This window comes from Microcoleus sp. PH2017_34_RAT_O_A (assembly GCF_020737885.1).
In the GTDB taxonomy this organism is placed as follows: domain Bacteria; phylum Cyanobacteriota; class Cyanobacteriia; order Cyanobacteriales; family Microcoleaceae; genus Microcoleus.
Genome location: NZ_JAEQDD010000062.1, coordinates 1 through 16,072 on the forward strand (window position 1 = coordinate 1; position 16,072 = coordinate 16,072).

The 16,072-nt window shown below is 45.8% G+C and carries 7 protein-coding genes; 2 read left to right on the top strand and 5 right to left on the bottom strand.

Annotated features, from left to right (window positions below; translation table 11 throughout):
- Window positions 1–77: 77 nt before the first annotated feature.
- From dpdH to dpdF, 3 genes are read right to left on the bottom strand one after another with little or no spacing between them, the layout of a single operon-like run.
- Window positions 78–2,888 carry a protein DpdH gene (gene dpdH / locus JGK11_RS20655; RefSeq protein ID WP_293212654.1) on the bottom strand — a complete coding sequence of 937 codons (2,811 nt, stop codon included), beginning with the start codon at window positions 2,886–2,888 and terminating at the stop codon, window positions 78–80.
- On the bottom strand, window positions 2,885–3,769 hold the full coding sequence (dpdG, locus tag JGK11_RS20660; protein ID WP_293196931.1) for a protein DpdG: 885 nt from the start codon (window positions 3,767–3,769) through the stop codon (window positions 2,885–2,887). Before dpdG ends, dpdH begins: the two co-directional genes overlap by 4 nt.
- Window positions 3,766–6,132 carry a protein DpdF gene (gene dpdF / locus JGK11_RS20665; RefSeq protein WP_293212656.1) on the bottom strand — a complete coding sequence of 789 codons (2,367 nt, stop codon included), beginning with the start codon at window positions 6,130–6,132 and terminating at the stop codon, window positions 3,766–3,768. The genes dpdG and dpdF overlap by 4 nt, the downstream gene beginning before the upstream one ends.
- Before the next feature lie 426 nt (window positions 6,133–6,558).
- Here dpdF and JGK11_RS20670 point away from each other — a divergent pair, with 426 nt between their 5' ends.
- Entirely contained in the window at window positions 6,559–7,338 is a 780-nt protein-coding gene (locus JGK11_RS20670) for an ABC transporter ATP-binding protein (protein WP_293181701.1), read from the top strand.
- A 60-nt stretch (window positions 7,339–7,398) separates the two neighbouring features.
- A complete protein-coding gene (locus JGK11_RS20675; protein WP_293181702.1) occupies window positions 7,399–8,106 on the top strand; it encodes an ABC transporter ATP-binding protein in 708 nt (235 codons plus the stop codon).
- Between the two features lie 454 nt (window positions 8,107–8,560).
- Here the strand turns inward: JGK11_RS20675 and JGK11_RS20680 are convergent, their stop codons facing one another.
- Window positions 8,561–14,065 carry a response regulator gene (locus tag JGK11_RS20680; RefSeq protein WP_293212658.1) on the bottom strand — a complete coding sequence of 1,835 codons (5,505 nt, stop codon included), beginning with the start codon at window positions 14,063–14,065 and terminating at the stop codon, window positions 8,561–8,563.
- A 524-nt stretch (window positions 14,066–14,589) separates the two neighbouring features.
- Window positions 14,590–16,053, bottom strand: a complete 1,464-nt coding sequence (locus JGK11_RS20685) for a hypothetical protein (protein WP_293212660.1) — start codon at window positions 16,051–16,053, stop codon at window positions 14,590–14,592.
- Window positions 16,054–16,072: the final 19 nt, after the last annotated feature.

Genomic DNA, 16,072 nt, shown 5'->3' on the forward strand with positions numbered 1-16,072 from the left:
GACAAGGGTATGGCTTTTCTAATTTTGATAATTTTAGAAATCGCGTATTAGCTTGTTTCTTGCATTAGATAAAATTATCACCATAAGTTCTGGAGAGCCACTCGTTTAAACTGTTCCAATACTAATTTTAGGTCATCGCCACTCTTTCTCCCTCGAAATACACCAGCTTCTTTTGAACTATCGATCGCCTTTTTGACTAAATCGATAACATTTTTTTTCTTGATGTCTTCTCCTAATTCAGATATGAGAGAATTGTAAACAGCAAGTTGCCGATCGCACTCTTCTTGAATCGCTGTTTCTAGCATTTCATCCGCAGCTTGACGCGCTTTATTGATTTCGGGAAACTTTTCTCGAACATCGACCGGAATTTCACATTGAAGTTGCCAAGATTTGCTAACCTGTTGCAATGGATCGAGGATTTGTACAACATCAATAATCTGAAATTGTTTAGAACTTCCTTTTGTGCAAGCCGTGCGGCTGGTAACAATTTCTAGTAAAGCCTCGCGCTGGTTTTTCAAGCTATTAAATAGCTTTTTCCAGTTAGCTGAACGATTTTCTAAATCTTTTGCTTCTAAGTCGAGAAACAAACTATTAATCAAATCTTCCATCGAATTTGCAGGATTTCCGGCCATTGTTGCTGCGATCGCCAGTAGCTCAACTGCCGCAGGTACAGGACTCCAGGGTTCCCCAGACTCGCGGGGATACAGGCGAATCTGGCCAACAACATACTGACTCCATCTTTCCAGTTGTTTGGCGTAGGTGCGGAAGTAGCGATCGCCCTCGGGGAACTTCCAATGCTTGTAATGATTGTACTGCAAAATGGCTTGAAAGGCGATCGCGCTTTCTCGAAACTCATCTGCATCATCAGGATTAAGGGGAAGAGATAATTTAACTCCAGAAATCGTCTCCCTTGTCACTTTTGGACTGAAAAAAGTAATATTTCTGCTTTTAAAGTATGTTGTCCCACTACTAGCAAAACTCCCCTTAAGCAGCATTTCTGTGTCCCATTCTATCCGCTCGCCGATCGCTGAGTAAATCAACGGTCGCAGTTCTCCACCGATATCTTGCGGGAGAATATCTTGGTTGTTCCAGCGATCGAGATTTTGGAGTTGTTTTGTCAGTTTTTCGGGAAATTTTTCAGTTTGAGATTGCGGCTCAACTTGATAATTATTAACCGAAGTTCTAGACTCTTTAGCCCGCGAAACAGATGGTGAAACTTTAGTCGAATGTACCTTCAGGCCCAGTGCAGGAAGATCGAATGCAGAGTGAATTTCCGGGTGCAAATCGCAAAGCTCGTTACTATCAGTCCACAAATCGAGGAGAATTTGGCGGCGATCGTAATTTTGTTGGTCTTTGGCTTTAATATCTGCCTGAACCATTGCACTCAGCCGCATCTTACCAAAATGTTCTCGCAGAGAAATAGCAGGAAAGTCTCCATGCTTAAGATCGGAAATAGAATTTTCTAGAGTCCACTTGAGAACATCTCTAATCAAAAATCGAGGTTTAAAAGTTTCGGGGTTTACCCTGGCAAGCATCTGCTCTAATGCTTCAGGCGTGAAGGGATACAAACCAAAACCGTCCGCTTCTCCAAAACCTGCATGACAAGCTAGTTTGTGTTCGCATTCACTGCAAGCACTACTTAAAGCTGCTTTATCTGAATCTTCATCATTGCGAGACTTAGCCCAATCTTGAATTATTTTATCCTCCAAACGCACCGCGTTGAGATATCGCGCCACAAATTGTTTGATATCTGAATAATTCACTAAAGATTGTTGTTTTCCAACTGTACCGACATCGAGATTAACGCTAAAAGTAATCCGTTGTTTTACAGTATCTAACCTCAAACCGTCAAAATAGCCCGTAGTACAAGCTAGCGCCGTTCGGATCGCGCACAAAGATTTACCTCCGGCTTGTTGCGGCCTCGCTAAAACTGCTTCTAAAACTTCGCGATCGATTCCTTGAAATTTCGCAAAATCTTCAATTAGCAAAACTAATTCTACTCCTTCTTCGGCTAAAGTTTCGCGAACTTCTCGCATTAATCTTTGCAAATCTTCCCGCCCGAGGCTCAAAACTTGAGCGATCGCTTCATCTAAATGTCGGTTCAACCAATCTACAGTTTCCTTTTGGATATCATCATCGCCGATTAACAAGCTATAAAATTCCCGCGATCTCTCCCCAGCTTTTTGCAAGTCTAAAACATTTAGAGGCAAGTCCTCAAGGGAAAATTGCCGCCGTTCTTCCACAATTTCTACCGTATCTCGATGTCCGAGAATGTGGATAACTAATTGATGAATAATTCCTCCATCCTTTAGCCAGTGTTCTCGGAAAAATGGATCGTATAAAAAAGAGTCAATTACATCAACTAGGTAATCTTGTGCATCAGAAAGATTAGTGCGATCGCCCCGACCATTTGGGCCAACCGCAGCAGCAAGCTGATTCAGAGTTTGTTCCCGCGCTTGTGCTTCAGTCAAGGTGCTAGTGGCTCGATTTAAACGCTGCCGATATTCATCGAAGGTGGCTCCTGCCATCCCTTCTAATATTAAACTGATAATATCTTTGAGATTCGTTCCTATTTTGGGAATCAGCAAAACTCGACGCTTTTGTGTCGATTCAATATTGGCGGCTAGCCACCGAATCAGGTGAGATTTTCCTGTGCCAGAACTTCCTAAAACTGGTACGAAAGCGAAATCTTGTTCTGCCAGAAAATCCTTCAGAAATTGTTCCTCACTGTAGCGAACTTGCGACGGTATTTCGATAAGTTCCTGGCGGTACATGGCGATCGGATGGTGAGTTGCCAGAAATATACTATCTGCCGTTTGGGTAGCTTCCACACCCATCACGCGGCGAACGCGATCGACATCCCAGCAAACAAATTTTGTAAAAGTCATAGTTCTACTCCCGTCCAAATAATATGAGAAAATCCTGCTTCTTTGTCACCAATTGGAAGGATGAATAAATCGGCATCCGACTCTTTTATAAGCTGGATGCAGCCATCATCCTGAAGGCGGAATAAAGCAAAAGCCGTGCTAGTTGATAAATGATTTGGCAAGCAAGAACCGATTTTATCCTCAACTTGTTCTCGAAATTTGCCAGTTTCAAACAGAGGACATTTTTCGGCTAAACGATCTACAAACTCTCCAAGCGAAAGTTTAGCTTTTACTTCTCCTTGAAATAACTCTTTTAAATTTCGTTTGAGATAAGCAGTTGGTTCGGCAACTATTCTTTTATTTCCTCCTAAAGCATGACTCCAAGCAAACCCAAAATAACACATCCAGTCCGCGAGTTGACCGAACAAAGTATTGCTGGATATTTTCAAATCTAAAGACTCAGCAACTCCCTGCTCTGCGACAAGCTGTTCTACTTTTTCCCATGTATCGGGAGCATCATAAATATCTTGGGCTAAATACCATGCTATTAACCTGCCTAAATCTGCTTCATCTTCATTATCAGAAGCGAAAAATAGCTGTACCAGCGTATCCGGCAACAACTTATCGCCAGTTTGAGGATGTCGAGCTTCTTCAGTAAGATTAAAATTTATAGCAATATCCTCGTTTTCTTCGATTAATAAACCGCACTTGATACTTTCTCGCAGTGCAGCATCAAACATCGGATGTTCCGCACCTTTGTTTCTCCCTTCTGATAATTTATCGGGAGAAAGCAACCCAGTGAGTTTTTCCCTGTTTTCTCGCTGTTTGGGTGCTTGAAGTAAATATCTAAATATGCCTCGCATTCGGCTAGGAGCAGCCAAAGCAGTTTTTAATACGCTCATAAATTCACCTCCGTACAAAAGTGGTTAAACATAAAATATTTACCTGGAAAAATATCAATTAGCTTGCGGTCATTGCGACTGGGATCTGGTGTATCTACCGGAAGCACGATAATCAGCGGCGCGTCAGAAGTTCTGTTTGGTGACATATATTTCTCAGGAATAGCCTTTCCTGGTGGATGAAAGATCAGGGTAGGAATGCGCGGCATCAGAATGGGTTGGTATTTTTCAAACAAAAATATAAAAGCATCTGAAATTAGATTTGGTTCTTTAATTAATGTACTATAAAATTCGCGAGTAACAACTAAATTCTTAATTCCTTGCTCCGTCAACCATTGAAAAACTTGAGGGCTTTTGCGTTTCCAACTTTTCTCCTCCATAGATTCATAGAAAATCAGCATTAAGTTATCTCCTGCTAGCAATCGTTCTAGTTCTTTACCTACAAAAAGTTTAGGGTTTTGCCATACAGATATCGGCGCGGGCATAATTCCCGAAAATATTGATTCCCGGTTTTTTCGGCAAACAGGACATCCGCCGCAAGCACGAGAAACTATCACCTGCTTTCTCTGTTCTGGTATTGTACGATCGCCTATTGTGTAAGCTTCAGCTAAGATTTCCGAAATACAGCGTTCGGGTCGCAAAGCCTCGCGCATCAATTCCAAGTTTTTATAGCTCCTGTTTTGGCTTTGCTGGCGAATTGGTTCTACTTTCTGTTCCCAGGTTTGTTTTTTCAGATGCGATTCATCTAGAATCCGAATAAAGCGGGATTCTCGGTGCAGTTCCCAAGCTTTTTGATAAGCGTCTTTCGATTCAAAATTTTTGATAAGCGGCGGTCGATCGGCATCCATTTCGATTAAACTTGCCCGACTCATCAGCGTTAAAGTGCGGATGTTCCAAGCCTGATTCTGTTCGCTGTTCATGTCAATATCTGCTAGTTGTAAAGATGGAGGAATATTGACAAGAACGCGAAACCGACCATCGATCGAGGGTTCTTTTTTGAGAAACATACTTTCCCACCGCTGCAAACCCCGTTCGATCGTAATTGCAGATTTTTCGTTAAGATACTTGGCAATTTTTAGGTCTTCATCGGTATGCAGTGCGAGGGAAATTGCAGCCTTGCCGTCTCGACCTCCGCGACCGACTTCTTGATAGAATCGATCGATAGTTTCGGGGATGCAGGCATGAATTACGGCTCGAACATCTGACTGATCGACGCCCAATCCGAAAGCCGAAGTAGCAACTACTATATCAACTCGTCTCTCGCGCAAGTCTTGAATCAGTTGAGAGCGTTCTGTTGTGCTAGATTCTCCGGTCATCATCGCACACCGCTTGAATCCAGCACGCAACAAATCCTGTTGCCACCGCCTGACATCTTCGCGTTTGGTGGCGTAAACAATCAGAGGGCGAGGGAGATGATAAACAGCTTCAATTAGTCGCTGTTTTCTGATTTCTGCACTTTGACACCAAGCAAACCAGTAAGAGGGTTCTGGTCGCAATTGCACGGCAGATATCACTTGAAACGGGCCGGGTTTTCCGAATAAAGTTTCCAGGGTATCTAAAATCAGGAAGCCCAAAGCGGCATTCGGGCTGACTCGATCGACATCCTCTACTGCAAGTACCTGGACGCGATCGGCAAATTCAGAGAGAAAGTCAGAGAGATAGAATTTATTTTCTAATTCTTGAAGCCACTGTTCCCGCAGGTATTGCGGTACAATTACCACTGCACGTCCCTGGGGTTCATCGAGGAGATACTGGCGCAGAATAGCACCTGCTTCGATCGTCTTTCCCAGTCCAACTTCATCAGCTAAAAGATAGCGTTGAATCGGGTCTTCGAGCACGCGGCGGACAACTTCAACTTGATGGGGATAAAGGTCAATATTGGCAGAAATCAGCCCTGTCATCCCGCGACTGACGGCGCCCTGTTGGATCAGACACCGGACAAAAGCTAAACGCCGATCGTGAAAGTAAGGCGTTTCCTGACCTTTCATCGCTAGAATTTCGATGGGATCATCGATGGGTAGGTTGCAGCGAACGTAAATTTCCTGTTCGGCAACTAATGCTATCTTTTTATCGGGTAGATCGATGCGATACAGACTTTTATCTTCGTCCCAGTCAAAAATTCGACCAATTATCCATGTATCCTGGTTTTCTGGCTGGATGTAACATCGTGTCTGAGGCGGGAGTCGAACTCTAGAAAGCGAAGTTAAGGGTAAGATTTTTTCTAGGCGTTGCCCGATCGAGCAGAAGTATTCAACCGTTGCTGTAGAGTAGGATAGCTCGGTAACTTTTCCGATTCCTAAGTCGTTGTTTGGAGATTTTTCTGCGGAGAGGTTTTGCGATCGCACCAGCAAACCAAGCTTCATCATAATTCCGACCTCAACAATACCCCCTACTATAGTAGCCGATCGCCCGCGACCAAATATCAGTGTAATTTAATTTTCCACCCTTTTTGTCGTCGTTAAGCTGAAACCCAGTTATAAAGCTTAGCCTAAGACTTTATGTAACGCATTCCGAGGCCCTAATTTTTCCTTGTCGTAACGAGCATCCCACCACAGCCAAGCTGACGCACTTTAACAGATCAGATTTGGTATTATATAGAATCCGAACTCTCTTACCAATTTAATGTGAAGTTGCACATATCCCGATCCCCCTCGCATCCCCCGAATAGTCGGGGGACTTTGAGTAACTCTTGGCCCCCCCGACTATTCGGGGGGTTAGGGGGGATCAGATTCTATGCACCCTCATAAAAAATTGGTATCACAGCTTAACTAATATTAGGAAACACAACCAAAATGTCACTATTAGAAGCACAGCAACTGACAATGCGATTCGGCGGCTTGACTGCGGTAAATCAAGTCAGCTTAACCTTAGAAAAAGGATCGATCGCCAGTTTGATTGGCCCCAACGGTGCGGGTAAAACCACATTCTTTAATATGCTGACCGGCATCTACAAACCGAGTGCGGGCCAGTTGGTACTGGAAAATAAAAATATCACAGGTTTACCGCCCGATCGCCTGACAACTTTCGGGATTGCTAGAACTTTTCAAAATATCCGATTGTTCAACAACATGACTGTGTTGGATAATATTTTAGTAGGCAGACATTGCCGTTTAAAAGCTGGTTTGTTGGGTGCAATCCTCCGCCCTCCGACTGTGAATTCGGAGGAACGGGAAGCTAAAATAAAAGCGCTGACTATGCTAGATTTTGTCGGTTTAGGCGTGAAGAAAGCGCCGGAGTTGGCAAAAAACCTTTCCTACGGCGACCAGCGCAGATTGGAAATTGCGAGGGCTTTGGCATCTGACCCAAAAGTTTTGCTGTTGGACGAACCGACTGCGGGGATGAACCCGAATGAAACGGCCGATCTAACTCGGTTTATTTACCGGATTCGGGATGAGTTGGATTTGAGTATTTTGCTGATCGAACACGATATGAAAGTGGTGATGGGAATTAGCGATCGCGTGAGTGTAATGGAGTACGGTACTAAAATTGCTGAGGGAACTCCCGATGAAGTTCGCGCAGATCCTCGCGTGATTGAGGCTTATTTGGGAAAAGAAGAAGATGCCAACGGGTAATGGTAAATATGTCCGTGTTTTGATTAAAATCTATATAAAGATAGCCGACAAAGAGTAATTATGCTAGAAATTCAAGATATTCATACCTATTACGGAAATATTCACGCCCTCAAAGGAGTCTCATTAACGGTTAAGGAGGGAGAAGTTGTGACTTTAATTGGTAGCAACGGGGCGGGGAAAACTACCACTCTCCGCACGATTCAAGGATTGCTGCGCCCGCGCAGCGGCACTGTATTATTTGAGGGTAAGCCTTTGGAATCGCTGTCTACAGAGGCGATCGTCCGTTTGGGCATTTCTCAAAGCCCGGAAGGAAGGTTGATTTTTCCGCGGATGACGGTGCAAGAAAACCTGGAAATGGGTGCTTATCTACGCAACGATACTCTGGGTATCAAGTCGGATATGGAAAAAGCTTTAAATTTATTTCCCCGTTTGCGAGAAAGAATTAGTCAAAAAGGGGGCACTCTCAGCGGCGGGGAACAGCAAATGCTGGCGATCGCCCGCGCTTTGATGTCCCGCCCCCGTTTGCTATTGTTGGACGAACCGAGTATGGGTTTGGCGCCGATGTTAGTGAGTCAAATTTTTGCGATCGTCCGCGATATTAATGCTGAAGGTACAACTATTTTACTCGTAGAACAAAACGCTCGCATGGCTTTAAGTGTAGCCCACCGCGGCTATGTGATCCAAACTGGTGAGGTTGTAGTCGCTGGTAGTGCTAGCGATTTGCAGTCAAATGAAACTGTTCGGAAAGCATATTTAGGTGAAAGTTAAATATGGGAATTGGGCATTGGGAATTGGGAATTGGGCATTGGTGATTGGTTATTGGTTAGGTGCATCTCAATTTTGTAAGGGCGAAGCATTCCGGCAGACAATTTATTAGCGATCGCCAGAGATTTACTGCCGGAATGCTTCGCCCCTACGAATATATTTGCAAAAAAGAGATGCACCCTATTGGTTATTGAAACTGGGAGCATCTCAGTTTTGCAAGAAGCATTTTTTATGGTAGTGCGAGCTTAAGAGCTCGCGTGCTTGTACAAGCACGCGAGCGGGGACAGCACTGTAAAAGCACGCGAGCGGGGACAGCACTGTAAATGCAAAACGGAGATGCTCCCATTGAAACTAACAACTAACAAATAACAACTAACAAATAACAACTAACAAATAACAACCAACAAATAACAACCAACAAATAACAACTAACAAATAACAACCAACAAATAACAAATTACCCCATTTGCGATCGCAAATTCCCCGTTTTCAATTCCGTCTCAAAAGCCGATCGCACCTTTTCCCACTCAGCTTCGGCTTCCAATAGGCGATCGCGCGCCGCCCTCGCATCAAAAACCTGTTCCCCTCCAGACTCAACCGCCACGCGGCCCATCAACTCCAACTCCTTGCATACTTCCGAAAAAGACACCGCTCCTAAATTGGCGCTGCTCGACTTCAGCGTGTGAGAAGCTAGCTTCAAACTGTCAGCGTCACCTAGAAAAATAGCTTCCTTAATTGTTTCTAAATGCTGCTGTGCGTCTAACAAATATATCTTAATCAACTCCCCCAAAAAATCCGGATCGTCCTCATCGTCTAGCTCGCGGAGATTGTGCAAAACCTCAAAATTAATCGGAGAATTTGCTGGCGGTTGAACGCTCGAATGTCTAGTAACATGACTGCCATTTTGATCGGAAATATCTGGATTTTTTGGTTCAGTAACGGCATTCAATTCATCCCGACGCAGAGGTTGGCACTTGCTGAGGGCGAGGGCCAACTCTTCCCGGCGCACGGGCTTAGTAATATAATCGTCCATACCCGCTTCTAGACACTTTTCGCGATCGCCCTGCATGGCATTAGCCGTCATCGCAATAATTCTCGGCTTCTTGTTAGCTGGCCATTCCGCACATATGCGGCGCGTCGTTTCCAAACCGTCCATCTCCGGCATCTGCACGTCCATCAGCACAACATCGTAAGATTGCCGCTTGCACGCCTCCAAAACCTCCAAGCCATTAGCCGCAATATCGGCCCGATATCCTATCCTGTCGAGCAAATGCGTAGCGACTTTTTGATTCACCACATTGTCCTCTGCCAGCAAAATCCGAATCTGATTAGCATTACTTGGATCGTGTGGGGCTGAATTGCTCGGAACCTGCCTCAAAACCGCAGGCGTCCGCTGCGCGCGGTGCTGTTCTTGAGAATTTTCAAAATACTTCAATCCCGAAGTCAAAGTCGCCACATTTGAAAGTTCTCCCTTGCTGCTTCTACCAGCAACATACCCAAAAACTTGCAGCAATACATTATAAAACTGGGACTGTTTTAGAGGCTTAGTTAAAAACGCCGAAAAATGTACTTCTGTAGTTTCAAGTTTTTTCCAAACTTCCGCCTTGCTCAAATAAGTAAACAGCACCAAAGGTAGCGTAACTTTGCGAGGGCTTTTAACTTTGATGACATTCGGATTTAGCGCGTCGCCATTAGATAAATTGCTCAGCTCAAATTTCCGAATCTCCACAGCCAAAGCCACACCGTCCATATCTGGTAGATTCATCGCCAAAATAGCCAAATCGATCGCCGAGTTTCCTTTGATGATTTCCAAAGCCTCAGCGCCTGAAGTTACAGCCACGGGTATCATGCCCCAAGCCTCAGCTTGCCGGATCAAAACTTGGCGGTTAATGGCATGATTCTCGGCAATTAACAAACGCTTCCCAACAGTAAATTCCGGTTTTTTTTCTTCAGCCGCGTTTTGATTAGCTTCAGCAATCACCGTGAAATAAAAAATCGAACCGGAACCCGATATCGACGGTGCAGAAAATCCCGCAGGTGGGATTCCTGCCGTACTTTGTCCGATCGCAGAAACAGCAGGTTGAGACTTGGAACTGCCCGGAGCTACCTGACTGACAACCCACATTTTACCGCCCATCATATCGCTCAAACGTTGGCTGATAGCCAATCCCAGCCCAGTCCCGCCGTAATGTCGCGTTGTCGAGGCGTCTACCTGCGAAAAAGCTTTAAACAGGCGATCGATCCGGTCTGGCGGAATGCCAATGCCCGTATCTTGGACACCAAATTGAATCTCGTATAGTCTCCTACCTGCCAACTTTCCCTGGTTAATTGCTAGCGGTTGCGGCTCTAGAATATTGCTAATTTCCGGCGAACTCTTAGCAGGTAATTGTTCAACTTTCCGAGCCGTACAGCAGACAACAATTTCTCCAGACTCTGTAAATTTAACTGCATTGCCCAGCAGATTTACTAAGATTTGGCGCAGCCTTGTGACATCTCCTAAAATGTTTTTCGGAACAGAATCATCAATAAAATAAGCCAACTCTAAACCTTTTTCCGACGCTCTAGGAGCTAGCAATTCCAGAGATTCTTCTATACAGTTTTGCAGATCGAAGGGGCTGCGTTCCAAATCCATTTTACCCGATTCAATCTTGGAAAAGTCGAGGATATCGTTAATAATAGTTAGCAAAGCATCGCCACTGGTGCGAATTGTCTCAACAAAATCCCGCTGTTCTGGAGTTAGTTGCATATCCAGCAGCAAACCCGTCATCCCGATTACCGCATTCATCGGAGTGCGGATTTCGTGACTCATAGTTGCTAAAAATTCGCTCTTAGCTCTGTTAGCTACTTCGGCCGCTTCTCGCGCTTGCTCCAAAGCTTCATTTTGCTCTGCTAACTGTCGCTGGCGCTGAACTTCCGTTTCTAAGAGTAGTGCTTGAGCTAAGGTAATTCCGACTTGAGCGGCAACATCTTCTAAGAGTTCAATTTCGTCGGGAGTCCACTGGCGAGTTGCATCGCACTGGTGCAAAGTAATAATGCCATTCGGTTCTCCTTGATAGGAAGTGCGAACCGCCAACATAGATTTTAATCCGATGCGGCGGCACATTGGTACGGAAGATTCGAGCAAAGGATCGGCAAACACGTCGGGAGATGCCAGGGCGATATCTTCTGCGAGTAGTTTTTCGGTGTAGGGGTTGTAAGTGACAGAAAGTTCTAAATCTAAAGCCGATTCGTGACCTGGTTCTAGGTATTCTGCGACGCAAGGAAGGTGGGGATAAGGTTGGGAAAGATAGGTGTGAATTGTGCAGCGATTGACGCCGAATACGCGGCCGATTTGGGTGGCGGTAGTCTGAAAAATTTCTTGAGTGTCTAAGGTCGATCGCACTTTTTGAGTAATTTGTTTGAGCAGCAAGACGCGCTGGTACTGTCGCTGCAAAGTTCGCTCTCGCTCTTCCCTGGCAATTTCCGCCCCGATGTAATTGCCCATCAGCTTTAAAATTTCAAAATTCAGCGGTTTTAAAGGAGATTTAGGGGTGCGGGAAGTAAAGCTCAAGGTGCCAAAAACTCGCCCTTGAACTATTACCCTGGTGCCGACAAAAGCCTCCAACCTCCGCACGGCGTAAGCGGGATGCTGCTTCCACTGAGTAGTGCCGGCTGATTCGATCGAAATAGGTTCGATCGATCGCAAAACCTCTCGCTCGAAGGTTCTGCTTAAAGAAAAACCGTCTCCTTTAGCAAATCCGAAGGGAAAATCTTGCGGTACATAAGCCGCGAGCACTTCGTAGCGATCGCCCAAAACCCTGCCCAACAGCCCGATATCCATCCCAAACTGACTGCAACCCATTGCCAGCAACCGGGCCGTTCGCTCGTCAAAAGAGCCGGACGAGCCTACCATTACCTCGTAGAGCGATCGAATTGCCCGCTCGCTTTCCCGCAGTTCCTCAACTCCTTCAACGCGGTTGCAGACATCGTGCAAAGTCCCTAAAATTCCCAGTATTTCACCTTGGGAATTCAGCCGGACTTGGGCAAATATTTCAACTGAAACAAAGCCTGAATCAATCTGAATTCCCAATTCGTTTTTGCCAGATTCCAACTTGTATTTAAATCGCAGTTCTCGCCGATAAAATGGTGAATTACCAGACAGCAAAGACTCCAATAAATTTTCACAATGCGAGCGCTCATCTGGATGCACCCAATCTAAAAAATTAGTTGTCAAACTTTCAGCCACCGAAAAACCCGTTATTTCAGTCCAAGCACGGTTGAGAAATGTCCAAATCCCCGCCGCATCCATCTGGAAAATTACTGTTGCTTTCAAAGCATCAAATACTTGGAATTCCTCGACGCCATCGGAGTTTTTGAGTTCTAACTGCTGGTTTGGAGTAATATCTGTATGAGTTCCGACTACCCGCAGCGGTTTGCCCGTAGCGCTACGCAAAACTTGACCTCGGTTCAGCACCCAGACAGTGCTGCCGTCTTTGCAGTACATTCGATATTCGGCTGCAAAATCCGCTGTTTTTTGTGCGAAGTGATCTTCTAAAGCTGCCTTTACTCCGTCAATGTCGTCTCGGTGGATGCGACTCCACCATTCCGATCGCCGATTCGAGATTTCCCCTTCTTTGTAGCCGAGCATTTCTTGCCATCGCGCCGAATAAAAAAACTCATCTGTTTCGAGATTCCAATCCCAAATCCCCTGATTGTTGACGGTAGCGGGGAGATTTGGGGGCTGCGCGACGCTACTGTTTTGAGCAATTTCTGCATCTGGGTAGGGATTGGCTGCCGGAATTTGTATTTGGGCCAAGAGTTTTTTGTACTGCGCGTTGCTAGATTCTAGCTGGCGCTGCAAAGCGAGCAAGCCTGAATGCAGAGATTTTGAGTCCAGTGCTTGTAACAGGATAGTTTGAGGATTGACAATCCCGATCGGGTGATTGCTGTCGTTGATGACTAATAGAGGTAACTGGCAGTAGTGTTTTCGCAGCAGGGCGATGGCTGCTTCGAGGGTAGAGTGCGATCGTACCAGGGCTGGCGAACTGCTGCAAATCGCTCCTGCTTTAATTCTGCTAGAGTCTCTCCCCGTGGCTTGCAACTGCACGATGTCCCGCGAACTTACCACCCCAACCAGTTTGTGGAGGTTGGGATTTGTAAATTTGGCATTTTGAGCTGCACCATTCGAGTTTGGTTCCGGGGTTTCAGTGATTAATACATAGCTAACATTGTGTCGGAACATCAGTTGCGCCAAATAGCGAACTGAAGCAGTAGCCGGAGCGTGAATAATTCGCGACGCTGCGATTTGAGGGATTTGATCGAGTTTAATTAAATTTGCGGGGATCTCTAATTTCGGATGTAAAATTGGCAGTGGCGGAGGAAATGGCAAGGGCGAAGCAGGTGGCGAAGGGCTGCTAATGGGTTGTGGCGATTCCCCAATTTCCTGCAACAGTTGTACCAAGCTTTGAGAGCTAATTAAACCGACAAGTTCTTCAGCGTCGTTGACGACTGGTAAATGCCCGATCAGATGTTTGTCCAGCAGATTGGCTAAGGCAAAAAAGTCGGGAATTTCCGATTCTCGGGCTACAGTTACGGTTCTGATCATGATTTGCTCGATCGCAAATCCCCTCAAAGCAGCGCCGATCGAATTTAGCTGTACGACATCTTGCGCTGTAAAAATCCCCAGCACCATCTGGCCACCGGTATCGTCGGCTTTTGAGCCGTTGAGGCCGTTGAGACTGAGCCTGTTAGCACCTGCGTGTAGCGCACGCGGTAGGCCTTTGTAGAAACCTAACTGTTCCCGCGACTGCGGGGAAGTCCCGTTGGTGGGATTTCCCAGTTGAAAATTTCCGCGCGGTTCTACCACAAGGACGTAACTGGCTCCTGTGCTGCTCATCAGCTCGATCGCCTCTTCTACGGGCGTCCCAGGGGTGACGGTGAGGGGATGGCGGTTAATGACCTGACTGAGAGAGGGAATAAACATCAGCGGGCATAAGAGTGATATTTGTTGGAAAAACCCGATCGCCGCGGGTAGCAGGTTGATTGAGAGGCTTTGCCCGCGAGGTTACCTGTGCGCGATCAAAGTTTCTGTAAGATTAAAATCACCCCTACTTCTAGCATCTTGGCATTAAAAATTAATTCCGTGCCAAATCCTGACAATTGACGGGCGCTGAAAGTCAGAACCAATGCTATCTAGCAGAGGGCGGACATGAAGACTGGCCGGCAATTCCTCGCCTAACCTAACTACTGCGGGTTTACGAGCAAGAATTTCTGCGATGTCTAGACTTCGGCTACCTTCTCGCGCTCAAGGGAATTCTCGATCGGATTCTGTTGGAGGCAAGATACTTACACGCTACCAATTTACCAGCGACAGGAGGGGAATCACAACACGATTTAGATATTTCAACTGTCTAATTAAGGGTTCGAGGGTTCGAGGGCACAAAATAAATAATTGCGATCGTAACTAATTCTATCTTATCCCAATTCTGAACTCCGAGAATTTGACATTCAATTCGGGCGATCCTCTTCGAGGGCTGCGCTAACGAACTTGATGAGAATAGCACTGTTCCCCGGCACCAAAAAAGTCGCCTTACCACCCTTCAGGGTCAAGCTGCTAACAACCTCATCCATTGACTTCAAACTAAACTCCCGCACCGTCCCATTACCAGCTTCGATTAAAGCTGAAATATCGGCACGAACAGTATAAGATTTTGCTCGATCGTTGACAGCCAGCAAGTAAACATTCTTACTAGAATCGAGAGTTGCAACTGCCATTAAATCGGAACTATTAGCGATCGGAAAAAAGCTAGCCCTACCCCCTTGCAAAGCCCGAATTCCCATCCGCAAAGCATAGTAGCTCACGCGCCGTTTTCCCCCGTCCCCCAGCAAACCTTCCGCCAGTGCCGGCTTTCCCCAGTCGTACAAACAGAATATGTGACTCCCGTAAATATAATTATCCCCCGGTTGGGAACCTCGGATCAAATTTTTAATCAAACTTAAAGCTAAAGGGAAATCGTTATAGCTAATTTGATAACTTCCCCATTCTCCCACCCAAACCTCCGAGTTAGCACGGACTGTCCCCTTCATCCAGCCGCGCACTTTGCGGGTGTAGTTAGAAATATCTGCATCGTAATTGTGGAAGTTGACAGTATCGAAATAATTAGGAATTTCTCGCAAAGCCTCAGCAGGCCAAATGCTGCCACCTACGCTTGTCGGGCTGTGGATGCGGTAAGCGCGCCCAGGCAAATAACTTTTGTACACAAAGTCGATCGCATCTTTGGTCACTTTCACCAACTCAAAATAGTCAGCCATAGTTCCACCCCAACCCTGTATGCGGTAGTCCGGTTCGTTGTGAATTTCCCAATCATCAACGCGGTAATCGTTGCGTACATTCAACCAATAAACCGTAGCAAACACGTGTTCCCACCACTCGTTCCAATCTTCTTTAGTTCGGGGCGGATTTAATTGCAGCGCCCAGGACGGATTCCAGCTACTGTCCACATTACGAATACTCACAACCGGGCGAATCTTAGCCTGTTTGAGAGCATTAAAAATAGTCCTAGCATTGCCTTCCCAAACTTTACCACGTTCTCCCGACCACGAATAATCGCTACCCCGGGGCGGATCGGTCATAATTTTATCCCAATGCGCCCAATTAATAATATTTGGATTTGCCTTAATTTGGGAGATTTCCGGCCAGCCGTATTTACCGTCATCGTCTTCCGGTTCCCATCGAGACATCCCGCCGTAAATGCGGTATGTATTAATTCCCAAATCTTGCAAATCTTTGAGATCAAAGTTAATGTTGCCCTCGACTGCACCGATGTAGCGAGTGCTGACACCCGCAGCAGTACCGGAGAATTTAATTGTTGCGATGTTTTGAGCAAAAGTTGTCGTTGGGCCAAACAACTCTAGGCCGATGGCAATTAAAAAGGCGAGGGTGAAATTCCGAATTAGAGTTTTTGATAACACTGGGTTAATAACTAAGGAC